General features: G+C 70.4%; 18 protein-coding genes. 12 read left to right on the top strand and 6 right to left on the bottom strand.

Annotated elements, in window-relative coordinates; genetic code table 11:
• The first annotated feature begins 382 nt into the window (after nt 1–382).
• Nucleotides 383–1414: a hypothetical protein gene (locus GSF22_RS05460; protein WP_208811638.1), complete on the top strand. Its 1032-nt coding sequence runs from the start codon at nt 383–385 to the stop codon at nt 1412–1414.
• Between the two features lie 12 nt (nt 1415–1426).
• On the opposite strand, the gene GSF22_RS05465 is transcribed toward GSF22_RS05460, so the two are convergent.
• The 5 genes from GSF22_RS05465 to GSF22_RS05485 all read right to left on the bottom strand — a co-directional run bounded on the left by GSF22_RS05465 (nt 1427) and on the right by GSF22_RS05485 (nt 5078).
• Nucleotides 1427–2218, bottom strand: coding sequence for an SCO2525 family SAM-dependent methyltransferase (locus tag GSF22_RS05465; protein ID WP_244366310.1), 792 nt, complete (start codon nt 2216–2218; stop codon nt 1427–1429).
• A gap of 228 nt (nt 2219–2446) precedes the next feature.
• The gene (locus GSF22_RS05470; RefSeq protein ID WP_244366311.1) at nt 2447–3403 is read right to left on the bottom strand and encodes an FAD-dependent oxidoreductase; all 957 of its coding nucleotides are present in this window, start codon (nt 3401–3403) and stop codon (nt 2447–2449) included.
• A 169-nt stretch (nt 3404–3572) separates the two neighbouring features.
• A complete protein-coding gene (locus tag GSF22_RS05475) occupies nt 3573–3827 on the bottom strand; it encodes a Smr/MutS family protein (protein WP_208811640.1) in 255 nt (84 codons plus the stop codon).
• Between the two features lie 53 nt (nt 3828–3880).
• Nucleotides 3881–4249 (bottom strand): tetratricopeptide repeat protein, encoded by a 369-nt coding sequence (locus GSF22_RS05480; protein ID WP_208811641.1) that lies wholly within the window; start codon nt 4247–4249, stop codon nt 3881–3883.
• Between the two features lie 79 nt (nt 4250–4328).
• Entirely contained in the window at nt 4329–5078 is a 750-nt protein-coding gene (locus GSF22_RS05485; protein WP_208811642.1) for an ROK family protein, read from the bottom strand.
• A 67-nt stretch (nt 5079–5145) separates the two neighbouring features.
• Here GSF22_RS05485 and GSF22_RS05490 point away from each other — a divergent pair, with 67 nt between their 5' ends.
• The 3 genes from GSF22_RS05490 (at nt 5146) to GSF22_RS05500 (ending at nt 7947) form a co-directional block, all read left to right on the top strand.
• Nucleotides 5146–6783: an ABC-F family ATP-binding cassette domain-containing protein gene (locus GSF22_RS05490; protein ID WP_208811643.1), complete on the top strand. Its 1638-nt coding sequence runs from the start codon at nt 5146–5148 to the stop codon at nt 6781–6783.
• A gap of 38 nt (nt 6784–6821) precedes the next feature.
• Nucleotides 6822–7133, top strand: a complete 312-nt coding sequence (locus tag GSF22_RS05495; RefSeq protein WP_208811644.1) for a hypothetical protein — start codon at nt 6822–6824, stop codon at nt 7131–7133.
• Between the two features lie 88 nt (nt 7134–7221).
• Nucleotides 7222–7947 (top strand): methyltransferase domain-containing protein, encoded by a 726-nt coding sequence (locus GSF22_RS05500; RefSeq protein WP_208811645.1) that lies wholly within the window; start codon nt 7222–7224, stop codon nt 7945–7947.
• A 305-nt stretch (nt 7948–8252) separates the two neighbouring features.
• Here the strand turns inward: GSF22_RS05500 and GSF22_RS05505 are convergent, their stop codons facing one another.
• Complete coding sequence (locus tag GSF22_RS05505; protein ID WP_208811646.1) at nt 8253–9266, bottom strand: LacI family DNA-binding transcriptional regulator; 1014 nt, start codon at nt 9264–9266, stop codon at nt 8253–8255.
• 136 nt (nt 9267–9402) lie between these two features.
• On the opposite strand from GSF22_RS05505, the gene arfA reads away from it, so the two are divergent.
• The 8 genes from arfA to GSF22_RS05545 all read left to right on the top strand — a co-directional run bounded on the left by arfA (nt 9403) and on the right by GSF22_RS05545 (nt 18045).
• Entirely contained in the window at nt 9403–10914 is a 1512-nt protein-coding gene (gene arfA, locus GSF22_RS05510) for an arabinosylfuranosidase ArfA (protein WP_208811647.1), read from the top strand.
• 38 nt (nt 10915–10952) lie between these two features.
• Nucleotides 10953–12281: an ABC transporter substrate-binding protein gene (locus GSF22_RS05515; protein WP_208811648.1), complete on the top strand. Its 1329-nt coding sequence runs from the start codon at nt 10953–10955 to the stop codon at nt 12279–12281.
• Between the two features lie 6 nt (nt 12282–12287).
• Nucleotides 12288–13241 (top strand): carbohydrate ABC transporter permease, encoded by a 954-nt coding sequence (locus GSF22_RS35605; RefSeq protein ID WP_208811649.1) that lies wholly within the window; start codon nt 12288–12290, stop codon nt 13239–13241.
• 7 nt (nt 13242–13248) lie between these two features.
• Entirely contained in the window at nt 13249–14076 is an 828-nt protein-coding gene (locus tag GSF22_RS05525; protein WP_208811650.1) for a carbohydrate ABC transporter permease, read from the top strand.
• An 11-nt stretch (nt 14077–14087) separates the two neighbouring features.
• Nucleotides 14088–14993, top strand: coding sequence for a glycoside hydrolase family 43 protein (locus tag GSF22_RS05530; RefSeq protein ID WP_244366313.1), 906 nt, complete (start codon nt 14088–14090; stop codon nt 14991–14993).
• A gap of 192 nt (nt 14994–15185) precedes the next feature.
• Complete coding sequence (locus GSF22_RS05535) at nt 15186–15428, top strand: hypothetical protein (RefSeq protein ID WP_208811652.1); 243 nt, start codon at nt 15186–15188, stop codon at nt 15426–15428.
• A 235-nt stretch (nt 15429–15663) separates the two neighbouring features.
• Nucleotides 15664–17313 (top strand): glycoside hydrolase family 10 protein, encoded by a 1650-nt coding sequence (locus tag GSF22_RS05540; protein WP_208811653.1) that lies wholly within the window; start codon nt 15664–15666, stop codon nt 17311–17313.
• A 192-nt stretch (nt 17314–17505) separates the two neighbouring features.
• On the top strand, nt 17506–18045 hold the full coding sequence (locus tag GSF22_RS05545) for a phospholipase (RefSeq protein WP_208811654.1): 540 nt from the start codon (nt 17506–17508) through the stop codon (nt 18043–18045).
• Nucleotides 18046–18086: the final 41 nt, after the last annotated feature.

Below are 18086 nucleotides of genomic sequence, written 5' to 3' on the forward strand. Positions count from 1 at the left end.
CTCCCGGTCCGACCGGGCGTCCCTTCCGACCCGCCACCTCCGGTCCCCCGTCCCCAGGGCGGGGGACCGGTCGTTTTCTGCCACCATTACCGCCGGCATTCATGATCGACATTTTTGGCCGATCATCCGCGCGTCCGGTGAAAGTTCCACCGATCCCCGGTCGACTTTTCCGGGACACCCGCCGCGAAGATCGTGTTTTTCCTTTCGGCGCCGACAACGGGCACAAGTATTGCGCGATCAGGCCATCATGGGGGAAATTCTTTGTCCACGTTCCCGCGACGCCGACCCAGGTGGCCGCCACAGCCGGTTCATGCAATGACGCCACCGGTGCGGAATCGGGCGGAATACGCATCGCACCGGCACACAGGAAAGGGGGCCGACAATGCCGCAACCCCGGCCCGAAGTGCGTACGGCTCGAAAAGGGCATCGACGGCTCGCCGGCAAGATTCTCATCAGTCTCGCCACCGCACTGGTGGTCCTGGCCTTCTCGACACTCGTACCCGCCGACCGCCGACCGGAGGTGCTGTGGATCACCGGCACCGCACTGTTCATCGGCGGCGCGATGTTCGTCGTGCTGCACCTGCTGGATGCGGAACGGCAGTCGGACAGGCTGGTCAGAGCCATCGACGACCACCGCGACCAGGTGGTGGAGAAACTGACCGAGGGCTTCTCCCGCATCCGACTGGACAACGAACTGGTCGACCTGCGCACGGTGTCCCAACTCGACCCGGCCGAGATCAACCAGATCGTCGAGCTGATCCACTACCGGACGCGGATCGCCAGGGAGGCCACCCCTCTGGTCCGGGGATTCGCCCGGGCCGAGGTGGACCGGCTCACCGAGCAGCTCCGGCGGATCGGCGACCGCAGCGACGTCACCTACGAGGGTGAGGACCGGGAGTGGCTGCTCCTGCTGACCAGGATCGCCCACCACAGCATCCGGGCGACCAGCCTCAGCTCCATCGACGCCGGGGTGCGGGGGTTCGACGGCGGACTGTGGCGCGGTGAACTCGGCCGGCGGTACCTGGGCCGGCAGGCACAGGCCATCCACCGGGGCGTGCAGATCCAGCGGCTGTTCATCATCGACCGGGGCGACCTGACCGAGCAGGACCTGCTCAACGACCTGCGCCTGCATCTGGAGATCGGGGTGGAGGTGCGAGTCCTCAACGCCAACGACGCCCCGCAACTACGGGAGACGCTGCGCGACTTCATCATCTTCGACGAGGAGCTGAGCTTCCAGTCCACCGGCGCACCGATGGTCGGCCAGCACTACGCCTCGATCATGGACACCACGCTGGTCACCAACCACGAACGGATCCGGTCCCGGGTGGAGGAGTTCAACAACCTCTGGCCGGCACCCGGGGTGCAGGTCGCCACCCTGGACGCCGACGGCCGGGTGCTGCTCTCCGAGGTGTGAGGAAGGGCCCCGTCAGCCGCGGGACCGCCCGGTCGCCACGATCATGCCGCCGTACCCTTCGCGCAACGGGTCGCCGATGTCGATCGGGGTCACGGTGACGTCGGTGGCGACGGGCGCCAGCGTGTCCCGTACCTCGTCGGCGTCGATCGCGACCGCCGGGAACCACCGCTCGCCCACGTGGTACCCCTGGGACTTCGCCATGAACGCGGTCGCGAAGGGTGCCTGTGGACGCAGCGCGGCGACGAAGCGGTGCACCGCCCGGCGGAACTCGGTCAGGTCGGCCGAGAGCGAGCAGGCCACGAAGAACATGGTGCCCAGGTCCCAGTGTCGTGGGGGCAGGTCGAAGACGCTGGCCTGGTGCACCTCGGTCCGGCTGGCGAGTTCGGCCCGGGGATCCGCGACCGAGGCGTACGCCGGCTGGCCCCGGTAGACCTCCCAGAACCGCAGCCAGTTGTCGGTGAACCCGGCGACCTGGCCACGCAACCAGGCCACGTTGGCCGCGCTGTACTCCCACAGGTCCAGGTGGGCGCAGAAGGGGAGCATCGCCAGCGAGGGGTAGAGGTTGGCGCCGGCTCCGACGTCCACCGCGCGGGCCCCGGGTGCGACGCCGGCCGAGGCGAAGAAGTCCCGCACGATCACCATGATCTGCCGGTCGTCGTCCCGCACATCGAGATAATTGTGAGAAAAATACGCCTCGGAATCGAACTGGTCCCAGTCGAATTGATCGTTCGAACCGGGTGGTTGTCCGCTGTCGCCGTCATTGACATGCAGGGCGGCGAGACCAGGGGAACGTGGTCCGTCCATAGGGATTCACCCTTCACGTTTCGAGCCCCGGCGCCTGCGGCGACAGCATCAGAGGCGGCGCATCCACGACGCGCTATAACCGGCTAGCGTGACCATACGATACTACTTGATCAGATATTCAACAATAAATTGATCAGCTGATTGGCCCGAGGAATCACGCCGTACGTTCCTTCTTGGACAACCTTTCGGCCGTATCCGGTACAGGCTCCACCTGACTCCGCAGAAGTCTCACTGAAGGCCACTGAGGCTGAACACCTCGTCCGCGCACCCCCAGGAGAGGGTTATGCCTGCTCCGCCGTGCCCGTAGTTGTGCAGCACCGGGGTCCCCGCGCACCGCCCCCACTCCACTCTCACCCGGGCCCGGCTCGGCCGCAACCCGACCCGGACCTCCCGGACGGTGGCGCCCGCCAACCTCGGCTCGATCGCCGCGCAGCGGGCCAGGATCGCCCGGGTCGAGTCGGCGTCCGGCTCCAGGCTCTCCGCTCCGGGCAACGCGCAGCCGCCGAGCACCACCCGGTCCCCGTGCGGCAGGAAGTAGGTCAGGTCGCCGCGCTCCCCGGTGTCCTGGAAGAAGCTGTCGATCCCCGGGTTGTCCACGACCACCAGCTGCCCCCGGGTGGGGTACATCTGTTCGTCCGGTACCAGCGTGCGGGACCCCAGTCCGGTGCAGTTGACCAGCACCCGGGCCGATCCGGCGACCTCGGCGAACGAGCCGATCCGGCCCTCCGCCAGCTGGCCGCCGGCAACGGTCAACCGTCGGGTCAGGTAGTCCAGGTAACGCGGCATGTCCACCAGGGGGACGGTGTACCGCCAGCCGCAGACGTACCCGTCGGGCAGCTCGTCGGGGCGGCACAGCTCGAAGTCGCCCACGCCGCGTACCCACAGCGGCGGCTCGACCTGGTCGCGCGCCGCCTCCAACCCCCGGGCCAGATGCACCCCGGAGAGCGGATGCTCGGCGATCTTCTCCAGGGTCAGCCGGGTCTGCTCGCTCCAGTGCGGCACCCGGTCGTCCCTGACCAGGTAGGGCCCCCAGCTCGCACCGGCGCTCGCCGAGGTGGTGGCCAGGGGCGGCCGGTCGGCCAGGACACAGACTGAGAACCTCGCCTCGGCGAACCGGATCGCAGTGGTCAGGCCGGCGACACCCGCTCCGATCACGAGCACGTCGAACTCCGCAGCACTCACCATTCGCCAATATTATCGGAGATCGACGTTTATCAGCAGACTTGTGTGTTGCGACCTCTCCCGTCAAATCCCCGAGAATTGCCGCGATCTCGACACCGCCCGAACCACCGAATACCGGACCCGATCATTGCCTCCGTGGAAATGCCACGGAAGCATCACGGGACCGGTCCGCTCACTTCCACCGGAAGTGCACGAAGAGCCGACCGAAGTTCTTGGAGTCCTTCTCCACCCGGTGGTAGAGCTGCTTGACCTCCTTCTGGTCGAGGAAGCGCAGCACCCGCTTCTTGAGCTGCCCGGACCCCTTTCCAGGGATGATCTCCACCAGGGTGGCCTTCTTGGCCACCGCCTCGTCCATGATTCCGCGTAGTGCCCGGTCGATGTCGTGGCCGCGATTGAAGATGTCGTGAAGATCCAGTTTGAGCTTCATCGCGCGCCCACCGGCAGCTCAGGTCCCATAACGGCCCATGGTAGGTCGGTTGCTCACCGCCGACCGCCGACCCGGCTCTCCACCCGCTGCAGCGCGACCCGGTAGTCGTCGTTGGCGGAGTGCATCGCGGCGGCGATGCGCAGGTGCCGCAGCGCGTCCGCCGGCCGGTTCATCCGCTCCAGCGTCCGCCCCAGCACGTGGTGCGCGTAGTGGTCGCTCGGGTCCTGGTCGACCAGCGCCCGCAGCTGCTCCTCGGCCCGGCCGAGCTGGGCCGACTGGAAGTAGGCCCGGGCCAGCAGCTGCCGTACCGAGGCGTTGCCCGGCTCGGCCGCCACGATCGGCTCCAGCAGCCGGGCCGCCCCACTGGCGTCACCGGCCTCGAAGAACATGGTCGCCCGCCGGTACTCGGCCAGCAGATCCATCCCTCCCACCTCCTCGTGTCGTCCCGCGTTACATCGACGCTGGCACAACACCGGCGGGAGCGCGAGTGTTCCTGCCCGCTCAGGTCGCCAGCGCCCAGGCCCGTACGCCACCGACGATCCCGGCGGTGTTCGGTACCACCACCACGTCGTCGCCCATCCGGGCGAGTTGCTCCGGGCGGATCAGCCGGGAGTTGCCACCGCCCAGGTAGAGCCGGTCCCAGCGGAAGACCGGACGCAGCCCCTCCACCACCTGCCGGACCCGTCGGGACCAGAAGGCGTCCCCCAGCCGACGCCGCTCCGGCTCGCCGACGTAGGTGTCGTAGCTCATCCCCCAGCGGACCGGCGCCTGGGACAGTTCCAGGTGCGGCGCGAGCACCCCACCGTCGAAGAGCGCGCAGCCCAGCCCGGTCCCGAGGGTCAGCACCAGTTCGCAGCCGGTGCCGGCGACCACCCCGGCGCCGTGCACCTCGGCGTCGTTGAGGGCGAGCACCGGCAGCCCGAACGCCTCGGCGAGCGCACTGCGCGCGTCGAACCCGGACCATTCGGCGAGCAGTTCCGGGTCGACCCGGCTGCGCGGGCCGGACCGGGTGACGTAGTGCGGGGTGGCCACCACCACCCCGTGCCGGATCATGCCGGGCAGGCCGACCGTGACCCGGTCCGCCGGGGGGAGCTGTCCACCCACCTCCAGCAGCGTCTTGACGAAGAGCGCCGGGGGCAGCGGGTACGGCGTCGGCACCCGGATCTGCCTGGCCCGCATCGTCCCCGCGTCGTCGAGTACGGACGCCTTGATCCCGCCGCCACCACAGTCGATGGCAAGTGTGGTCAGCACCGGCACAGTGTGCCTCCGCCCGCACCGCCGGCCGGTGCACCCCCCGACCGGATACCATCGGTGCCTCGTGAGCGCCACACTGATCGTCAGGGACCTCGCCGCCGGGCACGGTGAGCGGGTCCTCTTCGCTGCCCTCGACCTGGTGGTCGCCCCCGGTGACGTGATCGGTCTGGTCGGGGTGAACGGGGCCGGCAAGTCGACGCTGCTGCGGATCCTCGCCGGGCGCGAACCGGCCGAGCAGGGCACGGTCGGGATCAACCCGCCCACCGCCACCATCGGGTACCTCCCCCAGGAGCCGGAACGCCGGCCGGGTGAGACGGTGCGCGGCTTCCTCGCCCGCCGCACCGGCGTGGCGGACGCCCAGGCCGCACTGGACGCCGCGACCGAGGCGCTGACCGTCGGGGCGCCCGGCGCGGACGACGCGTACACCCCGGCGCTGGAGCGCTGGCTCGCCCTGGGCGGGGCGGACCTGGACGAACGGGCCGGGCAGGTGGCCGCCGACCTGGGGCTCGCCGTCGACCTCGACCAGGCGATGACCTCGCTCTCCGGCGGGCAGGCCGCCCGCGCGGGGCTAGCCTCACTGCTGCTCAGCCGGTACGACGTCTTCCTGCTCGACGAGCCGACGAACGACCTGGACCTGGCCGGGCTGGACCGGCTGGAGGAGTTCGTCGGCGGCCTGCGGGCCGGCACCGTACTGGTCAGCCACGACCGGGAGTTCCTCACCCGGACGGTGACCAGGGTGGTCGAGCTGGACCTGCACCAGCAGCAGGTCCGGCAGTACGGCGGCGGATACCTCGCCTACCTGGAGGAACGGGAGGTGGCCCGCCGGCACGCCCGCGCCGAGTACGAGGAGTACGCCGACACCCGGGCCGGCCTGGAGGCCCGGGCCCGGACCCAGCGGAACTGGATGGAGAAGGGCGTACGCAACGCCCTGCGCAAGACCACCGACAACGACAAGATCGGCCGGAAGGCCCGGGCCGAGACCTCCGAGAAGCAGGCCGCCAAGGCCCGGCAGACCGAACGGCTGATCGAGCGGCTGGAGGTGGTCGAGGAGCCCCGCAAGGAGTGGGAACTGCGGATGGAGATCGCCGCCGCGCCCCGGGCCGGTGCGGTGGTGGCCACGCTGCGCGGCGCGACGGTGCACCGGGGCGGGTTCACCCTGGGCCCGGTGGACCTCCAGATCGACTGGGCGGACCGGGTGGCCATCACCGGGGCCAACGGATCGGGCAAGTCCACCCTGCTCGCCGCGTTGCTCGGTCGGCTGCCGCTGGACGCCGGGTACGCCGCGCTCGGCCCCGGGGTGGTGGTCGGCGAGGTCGACCAGGCCCGGGGGCTCTTCCTCGGCGACCAGCCGCTGATCGACGCCTTCAGCGCCGCCGTTCCGGAACTGAACCCGGCGGACGTGCGGACCCTGCTGGCCAAGTTCGGCCTGCGCGCCGCGCACGTGCTCCGACCGGCGGCCACCCTCTCCCCCGGCGAACGGACCCGGGCGGCGCTGGCCCTGCTCCAGGGTCGGGGGGTCAACCTGCTGGTGCTCGACGAGCCGACGAACCACCTCGACCTGCCGGCGATCGAGCAGCTCGAATCGGCCCTGGAGAGCTTCGGCGGTACCGTGCTGCTGGTCACCCACGACCGGCGGATGCTCGCCTCGGTCCGGACCACCCGGTCGTTGCACGTCGACGGCGGGCGGGTCACCGAACGTTGAACCCTGCCGATTCCTGACCGGCGGGTCACAATGAAGCCATGCTGAGGTGGGAGTACGCGCTGCTGGTGCGGCGCCGGCAGGCGAGTACCCAGGACGTCGGCTGGGAGGTGACCTTCACCTGGTACGGCCCGGACGGTTCGATGCTCGACCTGACGCCGTACGGCGACACCGCGCTGTCGCACCTCAACCGGGCCGGTGACCAGGGCTGGGAGATGGTGTCGATGAGCGAGGACGCCAACCAGGCGGGCAGCAGCGAGCTGCACCGCTACCACCTGAAGCGGCCGAAGGTGACCGCTCCGCCCCGGCCCCGGATGCGCGGCTCCCGGGCCACCCGCCGGCTGCCCGGCTGATCCCGTCGGCGGTCCGGCTGATCCCGTCGGCGGTGCGCGGCGCATAGTCCGGCCGGATCGGGGTATGGCCGGCCCGGAGGTGTCCGGGATGGTCGCGTTGGCGCAGCATCCGCCCTCGGCCGACCGGCTGCGGGCGATCGACGAGTTCCTCGACGGGGCCTGGGCCGACCTGGCCCGGCACGACGAGCGGTTGCGCGGGCTGGCGGTCGAGGTGCGCTTCGACGGGGGTGTCGCGCACCTGACCGGCGAGGTCGCCGAGCCCGGCCAGCTCCGGCTGGCCCGGGACGTCGTCGGCCGGCTGGCCGGCGTGTTCGGCGTCTGGTCCCGGGTACGGGTCGGCGGCCGGGACCCGGTGGTGGTGGACCTGGGCTGCGGCCGGACCAAGCAGTACCCCGGCAACCTCGGGCTGGACATCTTCCCGGCGCCGGGGGTGGACGCCGTCGCGGACCTCTCCCGCTCGCTACCGCTCGCCGACGACTCGGTGGACGTCGTCTTCGCGGTGCACATCCTGGAGCACCTGATCGACTTCCTGCCGCTGGTCGACGAGATCCACCGGGTACTCCGACCGGGTGGCGTCCTGCACGTGATGAGCCCGTGGTGGCGGCACGTCAACGCGGTCGCCGACCCGACCCACGTCCGGTTGCTGGACGTGCAGACGGTCAAGGGGATCTGCGGCCAGCGGCCACCCGGCACCCCACGCTGGTACCCGCTGCACGTCGGCTGCGACGGCGCGTCGATCTTCGCGGACCTCACCCCGCTCGCCGACGGCGATCCGGAACCCACCCCGGCGCACCTGGCCCGGTTCTTCGACTGAGAGCGCCCGGCAGTAGCCCGGTGGCGGCCGGCGGGTTCCTGGCCGATGGTGGCCCGCCGGACGCGCTGAACCGGTGGAGCAGGCCGTCCCGGTGCAGCCCCTGTCGAGCTGCTGGCCTGGATGGAGCAGAGCAACAGCGGCGGCGGTGAGCCGGGGGCCTACGCCGCGACCGGACACTTCTGCACGCACAGATGGAGCAGCTCGACAGGATCCGCGAGAGTTCCGCCCGCTCGGCGGTCGTCAGGACGGTCAGGACGGTCAGCACGGGGCGGTCGCCGCCGAAGATCTCGCGGACCGCCGGGCGGTCAGCCGCGACCGAGGGTGCTCTCCCGCAGGGCGAGGCGGTAGGGCGCGACCAGCTCCCGGGTCGGTGCGTCCCGCTCGCCACCGAGCCGGCCGGCCAGCGCCTCGACCGCGAGCCGGGCGATCCGCTCCTTGTCCGGTGCGACGGTGGTGAGGGTCGGCACCGCGAACCGCCCGTCCTCGATGTCGTCGAACCCGGCCACCGCCACGTCCTCCGGTACGCGCAGACCGTGTTCGTACAGCGCCCGCAGCGCGCCGAGGGCCAGCGTGTCGTTGAAACAGAAGACCGCGTCGGGGCGTACCCCGTTGGTGAGCAGTTCCCGCACGGCCGCCGCGCCGTCCGCGCGGTGCCAGGCCGCCGCGGGCGCCACCAGGGTCTCGTCGTAGTCGATGCCGGCGGCGGCCAGGGCCTGGGTGTAACCGGCCAGGCGGAGCCGCGCGCTGGCCCCCTCGGGGGTGCGCTGCGCGCCGATCGCCGCGATCCGGCGGCGACCGAGACCGATCAGGTGCGCGGTGGTCTCCCGCGCGGCGGCCACGTTGTCGATCACCACGTGGTCGGCCGGGCCCCGGTCGATCCGCTCGCCGAGCAGGACCATCGGGGTACCGTCCAGCCCACCGGCCAGGTCCTCGGCGGTCAGGGCCAGCGGACTGAAGATCAACCCGTCGATGAGGTGGTCCCGGATACCGGCGGCCACCACCCGCTCCTGCTCCCGCGCGCCTCCGGTCTGGTCGATCAGCACCGTCCAGTCGTGCTCGGCCGCCGCGGTGACGACGTGCCGGGCGAGTTCGGCGAAGTACGGGATGTCCAGCTCGGGTACCGCGAGGGCGATCACCCCGGTCCGCCCCTTGCGGAGGTTCCGGGCGGAGAGGTTGGGCCGGTAGTTGAGCTCGGCGATCGCCTGCTCGACCCGGGTCCGGGTCTCGGGGCGGACGTGGGCGTAACCGTTGACCACGTTCGAGACGGTCTTCACCGACACCCCGGCCAGCTCGGCGACGTCCTTGAGCCTGTGTCGCACGCCGCACCCTCCCCCGGTCACCTGCGCGCACTCTACCGCGTCCGACGCCCTTTACAACGTTGCCTACAACGTTGTAGAAAGCTTCGGACAGTCAGTGACTCCGGTCACTGACTCTGGGGACGAGGAAGGTGACACGTTGCAGACCGCGCAGCTCACGATCGACCCGGCGTTCCGGGTGGCGCCGGTGGACCGCCGGCTCTTCGGCTCCTTCGTCGAGCACATGGGGCGGTGCGTGTACGGCGGCGTCTTCGAACCGGGGCACCCGGCCGCCGACGACCGGGGGCTCCGCACCGACGTGCTCGACCTCACCCGGGAACTCGGTGTCTCCGTGGTCCGCTACCCCGGTGGCAACTTCGTCTCCGGCTACCGCTGGGAGGACGGCATCGGCCCGGTCGGGGACCGGCCCCGCCGGCTCGACCTCGCCTGGAAGACCATCGAGACCAACGCGTTCGGGCTGGACGAGTTCATGACCTGGGCCGGCCAGGCGGGCGTCGAGCCGATGATGGCGGTCAACCTCGGGACCCGGGGCGTGCAGGAGGCCTGCGACCTGCTGGAGTACAGCAACCACCCGGGCGGCACCCAACTGTCCGACCTGCGCCGTAGGCACGGCGCCGAACAGCCGTACGGGGTGCGGCTCTGGTGCCTCGGCAACGAGCTGGACGGGCCGTGGCAGGTCGGGCACAAGACCGCCGCCGAGTACGGCCGGCTCGCCGCCGAGACCGCCCGGGCGATGAAGATGATCGACCCCTCGATCAGCCTGGTGGCCTGCGGCAGTTCCAACCGGGGCATGCCCACGTTCGCCGCCTGGGAAGCCACCGTCCTGGAGCACACCTACGAGCACGTCGACTACATCTCGGCGCACACCTACTACGACCCCTCCGACGGCGACCAGGCCAGCCTGCTCGCCTCCGCCGTCGACATGGACGCCTTCATCAACGACGTGGTCGCCACCGCCGACCACGTGGCGGCCAAGCAGCGGCAGCGACGGCGCTTGAATATCTCCTTCGACGAGTGGAACGTCTGGTACCAGGCCAGGTTGCAGGCGGACCTGGACCGGCGCGGCTGGGTGGAGGCACCGGCGCTGATCGAGGACACCTTCACCGCGGTCGACGCGGTGGTGGTCGGTGACCTGCTGGTCACCCTGCTCCGGCACGCCGACCGGGTCGGGGTGGCCTGCCAGGCGCAGCTCGCCAACGTGATCGGCCCGATCCGGACCCGCACCGGCGGCCCCGCCTGGCGGCAGAGCATCTTCCACCCGTTCGCGCTGACCGCCCGGTACGCCCGGGGCACCGTGCTGCGGACCGAGCCGGTCTCCCCCCGTTACGAGACCGCGAAGTACGGCGACGTGCCGGTGCTGGACACCGTCGCGGTGCACGACGAGTCCACCGACGAACTGACCATCTTCGCCGTCAACCGGGGTCCCGGCGACCTCCCGCTCGACCTCGACCTGCGTGGCCTGCCCACGCTGGACGGCGTGGCCCACCTGACCCTCGCCGCCGGGGACGACCCGACGGCGGTCAACACCGAGGCCGAGCCCGACCGGGTGACGCCCCGGATGCTTCCCACCCCCACCGGGGACGGCGGGCGCTGCACGGTACGCCTGCCCGCCGTCTCCTGGAACGTGCTGCGTTTCGCGCCCCGGCGCTGACCGGCACACTTCCTACCGTCCCCCAAGGAGAGTCACCCATGATGCACAGCGAGATGAGCCGACGTCGCCTGCTCGGCCTCGGTGTCGGGCTCGGCGCGGCAGCCACCCTGACGCTGGCCGGCTGCGGCGGCGGAGACGACAAGGAACCGGCCGCAGCGGGCAACGGCGGCAAGGAGTACACCGGCCCGAAGGTCGAGCTGAACCTCTGGAACGGGTTCACCGGCGGTGACGGCGACATCTTCAAGAAGCTGGTCACCCAGTTCAACGCCGAGCACGCCAACATCGCGGTCGCGGTGGCCACCTACCGGTGGGAGGACTACTACGCCAAGCTGCCGGGTGCGGTGTCCAGCGGCAACGGACCGGACATCGCGGTCATGCACATGGACCAGCTCGCCACCTACGCCGCCCGGGGCGTCATCACCGAACTGGACGACGTGGCGAAGGCCCTGGAACTGACCGACGCCGACTTCGCGCCGACGGTCTGGCAGGGGGGCCTCTACCGGGACAAGCGGTACGGCATCCCGCTGGACATGCACCCGCTCGGCTTCTACTACAACAAGACCGTCATGCAGTCCGCCGGCCTGGACCCGAACAAGCCGCCGATGACGAAGGACGACTACACCGCCGCGCTGACCGAGCTGAAGAAGTCCGGCGTGCAGGGCTTCTGGGTCAGCCCGTTCCAGTTCACCGGTGGGATGACCTTCTACTCGCTGCTGCACCAGTGGGGCGGCACCCTCTTCGACGCCGAGGTCGCCAAGGCGACCTTCAACTCCGACCCGGCGGTCGAGGCGTGCACCTGGCTGGTCGACATGATCAAGCAGGGCCACTCGCCGGCCAACGTCGGCCAGGACGCCGACTACCTGGCGCTCAAGAGCGGGAAGAACGCGTTCAACTGGAACGGCATCTGGCAGATCAACGACCTGAAGAAGAGCGCCGACGTCCAGTGGGGGGTGGCCCCCCTGCCGCAGATCGGCAGCAAGCCGGCGGCTTGGGCCAACTCGCACAACTTCACCATCGTCAAGCAGCGCAGCACCGACGCGAACAAGGTCGCCGGGGCGAAGGTCTTCATCAACTGGCTCAGCCAGCACTCGCTGGACTGGGCCGCCGGGGGCCAGGTGCCGGCCCGCAAGGCGGTCCGCGAGGACGCCGGCTTCAAGGCCCTGACCGAGGTGGGCTCACTCGCCCCGGAGCTGGACTACGCCGCCTTCCCGCCGGCCGCACCGGGCATCGGCGAGGTGCTGACCACCTTCTACCAGTCGTTCAACGAGGCGGCGCTCGGCAAGAAGTCGCCGAAGCAGGCGCTGGACGACGGGGCGGCCAAGGCGACGAAGCAGCTTGAGGACAACCGCAAGAAGTACGGGAACTGACCCGTCGTGGCGGACGTGATCGAGGCCGGGGCGGCGCGTACCGACGCGCCGCCGCCGGCCGGCCGCCCCTACCGGGCCGGTGGGTCCGGCCGCTTCACCCCGTACCTGTTCCTGGCCCCGTACCTGCTGATCTTCGGGGTCTTCGGCCTGTTGCCCGTCGTGCTGGGCGTCTGGCTGAGCCTGCACCAGTGGGACTTCCAGTTGCCCAACCGGCCCTTCGTCGGGCTGGACAACTACGCCGAACTCTTCTCCGCCGACTCGGTGGTCTACGCGGACTGGTGGCAGGCGGTACGCGCCACGGCGATCTTCACGGTCGCCTCGGTGCCGCTGCTGGTGACCGTACCGTTGGGGCTGGCCCTGCTGCTCAACCGGGCGTTCCCCGGCCGGACGTTCTTCCGGGCGGTCTACTTCGCGCCGTACGTGCTCGGGGTGGCGGTGATCGGGGTGCTCTGGCGGTTCCTGCTGGACGCCAACCTGGGCCTGGTCAACCGGGTCGCCGGGGTGTTCGGGCTGCCCGCCGACACCCCGTGGCTGACCGGGATGCCGTGGGCGTGGATCTCGCTGGTCGGGGTGACCGTCTGGTGGACCTGCGGCTTCAACGCGGTGATCTACCTGGCCGGGCTCCAGGACATCTCACCGGAGCTGTACGAGGCGGCCACCATGGACGGGGCCGGCACCTGGGACAAGTTCCGCAACGTGACGCTGCCCGGGCTGCGCCCGGTGCTGCTCTTCGTGGTCACCACCACCGTGCTCGCCTCGGCGAACATGTTCGGCCAGTCGTTCCTGATCACCCAGGGGGCGCCGGGGACGGAGACCCGGACGGTGGTCTGGTACATCGTGCAGGAGGGGCTGCGGGACAACGACGCGGGCCGGGCCGCGGCGATGAGCGTCGTCTTCGCCCTGCTGCTGGCGCTGGTCAGTGTCGCCAACTTCCGCCTCTTCCGCTACCGGGAGGACTGAGGTGCCCATGACGTCGGCACTGCGCCGCACCGCCCGCTATCTCGTGCTGGTCACCCTGGCGCTGATCTTCGTGGCGCCCCTGGCCTGGATGGTCGTCACCTCGCTGAAGGACTATCCGGACGCCCAGCGCATTCCGCCGAGCTGGCTGCCCGATCCAGTGTCGGGGTACGGCTACGAACAGATCCTGAACAGCTCGGCCAACCCGGTACTGCGCTGGTTCCTCAACAGCATGCTGGCCGCCACCCTGCACGCCCTGCTGGTGCTGGTGACCGCCGCGATGGCCGGGTACGCCCTGGCCCGGCTGCGGTTCCGGGGTCGGAAGGTGGGCTTCGCGCTGATCGTGGCGACGCTGTTCGTCCCGCCGACCTCGCTGATCATTCCGAACTTCCTGGTGGTCGACTCGATCGGCTGGATCGACACCCTGGCGGTGGTGGTCGTGCCCGGCGCGGCCAGCGCGTTCGGGGTGTTCTTCCTCCGGCAGTTCTTCCTCTCCCTGCCCCGGGAACTGGAGGAGGCGGCCGTGCTGGACGGCGCGAACCAGTGGCAGACCTTCGTCCGGGTGGTGCTGCCGCTGTCCAAACCGGCCCTGGCCACCCTCGCGGTGCTGTCCTTCCTCACCAACTGGAACGACTTCCTCTGGCCGATCTTCGTGCTGTTCAGCCCGGAACAGCTCACCCTGCCGCCGGGGCTGGGCCTGCTCCAGGGCGCGTACGTCACCGACTATCCGGTGATCATGGCGGGTGCGGTGCTGGCGAGCGTACCGGTGCTGGTGCTCTTCGTCCTGGCCCAGCGGTACGTCATCCAGGGCGTCTCGCGCAGCGGTCTGAAGGGGTGAGGATGCCGGCCATGACGTTCACCAACCCCGTGCACCACACCGACACACCGGATCCGCAGGCGATCCGGGTCGGCGACACCTGGTACCTCTTCCACACCAACGCGGACGGTCGGAACGTACCGGTGCTGACCTCGCCCGACCTGGTCACCTGGACGCCATTCGGGGACGCCCTGCCGGAGCTGCCCGGCTGGGCCGACCCGGGCAGGACCTGGGCGCCGGAGGTGATCGCCCTGGCCGACGACCGTTACCTGCTCTACTACACGGTCGCCGGGCGGGAGTCCGGCCGGCAGTGCGTCGGCCGGGCGGTGGCCACCACACCCGGCGGGCCGTACCGGGACGACTCGACGGGGCCGCTGATCTGCCAGGCGGACCTGGGCGGCGCCATCGACGCCAGCCCGTTCCGGGACACCGACGGCAGCCTGTGGCTGCTGTGGAAGAACGACGGCAACGCGATCGGGGTGGACACCTGGATCTGGTCGCAGCGGCTCTCGCCGGACGGGCTCAGCCTGGTCGGTACGCCGCACCGGTTGCTGAAGCAGACCGAGGCGTGGGAGGGGCACCTGGTCGAGGGCCCGTTCCTGTGGCGGCAGGACGGCACGCTCCTCCTGTTCTACGCGGCGAACGCCTACGACCGGGCGGAGTACGCCGAGGGGTACGCGGTCTGCGAGTCACCGGCCGGGCCGTGTGTGAAGGCGCCGGAGAATCCGGTCCTGCGGAGCAACGCGGCAGCCTCCGGCCCGGGTCACGCCTCGATGGTGGCCCACGGTGGACGGACCTGGCTGCTCTACCACGCCTGGCCGCCCGGTCGGGAGGGTGCGGCCGAGCCGGGCCGGCAGCTCTGGCTCGACGAGGTCACCTGGGCGGACGGCCGGCCGCGGGTGCACGGGCCGACCGGTACGGCACAGCCCCACCCCTGAGTCTCCCCGGACCGCCCGGCGCCGGGTGCGCGGCGTCGGGCCGGCGCCAGGAGGGGGCCCCTGTACAAGGCAATCCGATGACAGGGGCCCCTTCCTGACACCTGAATTCCGCGTTTCGCCGACATGAACATCGACTTGTCTGAAATCGTGGTCACGGACGGAGAGGAACCTGTCACACCGCCGGAGGTACCGTTGAGCGCACCGACCACTCTGCCCGACGTGCTGCTCGGAAGAGTGCTCACGCTGGGCAAGGAGGACTGGCGCTACGGCTGCCGGCGACTCCGGCTCCGGGTCGAGCAGGTCCGTCACGACCTGTCCCGCTACTACGACGACGAGTGGATCTGGCTGGTCGGTGAGGCGCTCGGGCCGGACGGTGCACCGCAGGGCCGGATGGGCGCCCTGGTCCGGGTCGCCGCGCTCGTCGCCGCCGACTAGGAACGGATCCTCCCGCGCCGTCGACCAGGAGCGACCCGCCGGCGGTGTGGCGGCGACCGGGCCGCCGCCGACCGGAACCATTCCGAACCGCCCAGGGGCTTGCGCTCGGCACACCTGGTGTGAAAATTTCCTTCTGGCGGCAGATGGTCAACGGCGGAATCTTGCTAATCCGCGCGATCCTGCCGGGCCCGGCCGCCGCGCCCCTGCTCCGAGCCCCAACGGAGGGACACACCGCATGAAGGCAACTCGGCTCAGAGCCGCCGGGCTGGCCGTCGCGCTGCTCGGTACGCTCGCCGCCGCCTCCCCCGCGTCCGCCACCGAAACCGAGGTGGCGGCCCCATACACGCAGAGCACCTGCCAGACCGACCCGGCGACGCCCAAGCGTCAGTTCCGGGCCATGTGGATCGCCTCGGTGGTCAACATCGACTGGCCGACCAAGGCGTCCTACACCGCGCCGGACCGGATCGCCGCCCAGAAGGCGGAGTACGACGGCTGGCTCGACCTGGCCGAACGGCTCAACCACAACGCGGTCATCGTGCAGGTCCGGCCGACCGCCGACGCGTTCTGGCCGTCGCCGCACGAGCCGTGGTCGGAGTACCTGACCGGGGTCCGGGGCCAGGACCCGGGCTGGGACCCGCTGGCCTACCTGGTCGACGAGGCGCACAAGCGGAACCTGGAGTTCCACGCCTGGTTCAACCCGTACCGGATCTCCATGCCGGACGGCGCGGGCGCCGACATCAGCAAGCTCGCCCCCGGCCACCCGGTGCGGCAGCACCCGGACTGGGCGGTGGCCTACCCGCTGAACGCGGCCGGCTCGCGGCTCTACTACAACCCCGGCATCCCCGAGGTCCGCGAGTTCGTCCAGACCGCGATGATGGACGCGGTCAACCGGTACGACATCGACGCGGTCCACTTCGACGACTACTTCTACCCGTACCCGGCCGCCGGTCAGGACTTCGGCGACCAGGCCACCTTCGAGCAGTACGGCGCCGGTTTCGCCAACAAGGCCGACTGGCGGCGGCACAACATCGACCTGCTCATCGAGGAGATGAACGGGAAGATCAAGGCCGCCAAGCCGTGGGTGAAGTTCGGGGTCAGCCCGTTCGGCATCTGGCGGAACAAGTCCGCCGACCCGCTCGGCTCGGACACCAACGGCTCGCAGTCGTACGACGCCAACTTCGCCGACACCCGCAAGTGGGTCAAGGAGGAGTGGGTCGACTACATCCTGCCGCAGATCTACTGGCACATCGGGCTGGCCGTGGCCGACTACGCCAAGCTCGTACCGTGGTGGTCCGACGTGGTCGCCGGCACCGACGTGCAGCTCTACATCGGGCAGGCGGACTACAAGATCGCCGCCGCCGGGCAGCCGGCCGCCTGGTTCGACCCGAACGAGATGAGCAAGCACCTGTACTTCAACCGGGACTACCCGCAGGTCGCCGGCAACGTGCACTTCAGCGCGGTGCAGGTGCAGGCGAACCGGCTCGGGGCGACCGACATCTACGCCCGGGACCACTACTCCCGGCCGGCGCTGGTGCCGACCATGCCGCACCTGCCCGCCAAGCCGCTGCTGATGCCGGTGGTCACCGGCGCGACCCGGTCGGCCGACGGGATCCGGCTGAACTGGCGGCAGCCGGCGGACGGGATGGGCCCGCTGGGGGCGGCCACCTCGTACGCGATCTACCGGTTCGACGGGACCGGCCTAGCGCAGCCGTGCGGCTTCGCCGACGCCGCACACCTGGTGGACACGGTCCGGGCCACCCCGGACGGGGTCCAGTCGTGGGTGGACCGCACCGCCGAGCCGGGCGCGGAGTACACCTACTACGTGACCGCGCTGGACCGGCTCCACAACGAGAGCCCGCCGAGCCCGCCGCGCTTCGTACGCTGATCACGACCGGATGCCCCGGGATGTGCCACACATCCCGGGGCATTCGTCCTTTTCAACTCATCTCATGAAATTCACCCCGAGTAGGGGATCAACGGGCGCCGATTGATCGAAGCTGGTCAGCATTCCGGTACCAGCCGGTAACCCGTCCCCCGGTGCCATCGTGTCGGCGCCGGACCCTTCAGGAGGTACCCCGTGCCCCGCCGTCTCACCACCCTGCTGGCGGCCGGTGCGCTCGCCCTGCTGACCCTGCTCGGCACCGCATCGCCCGCCGCCGCCGTCACGTCCTCGGAGAAGCTCGCCGTCCTCTCCAGCTGGACCCAGACCAGCTCCACCAGCTACAACAACTGGAACGCCGCCCGGCTGAACAAGGCCGCCTGGTCCGCGTACGCCTTCGACTGGTCGACCGACTACTGCTCGTCCAGCCCGGACAACCCGCTCGGCTTCAACTTCAACCTCTCCTGCTACCGGCACGACTTCGGCTACCGCAACCACAAGGCGATGGGGGTCTTCACCAGCAGTGCCAAGGCCCGGATCGACGACGCCTTCTACGCCGACCTGAAGCGGGTCTGCGCCACCTACAACTCGCTGGTACAGCCGGCCTGCTACAGCCTGGCCTGGACCTACTACCAGGCGGTGAAGGCCTTCGGCTCGGTCGTCATCAGCCAGTCCGAGCTGGACCGGGTGGCCCGGATGAAGGCCGACGCCGAACGCCGCGCCACCGCGCAGCGGTAACCCCGGCGGGCCGGCCCTACCGGAGCCGCCGGCCGCGCTAC

The sequence above is a fragment of the Micromonospora echinofusca genome, assembly GCF_017614955.1.
Lineage (GTDB): Bacteria > Actinomycetota > Actinomycetes > Mycobacteriales > Micromonosporaceae > Micromonospora > Micromonospora echinofusca_A.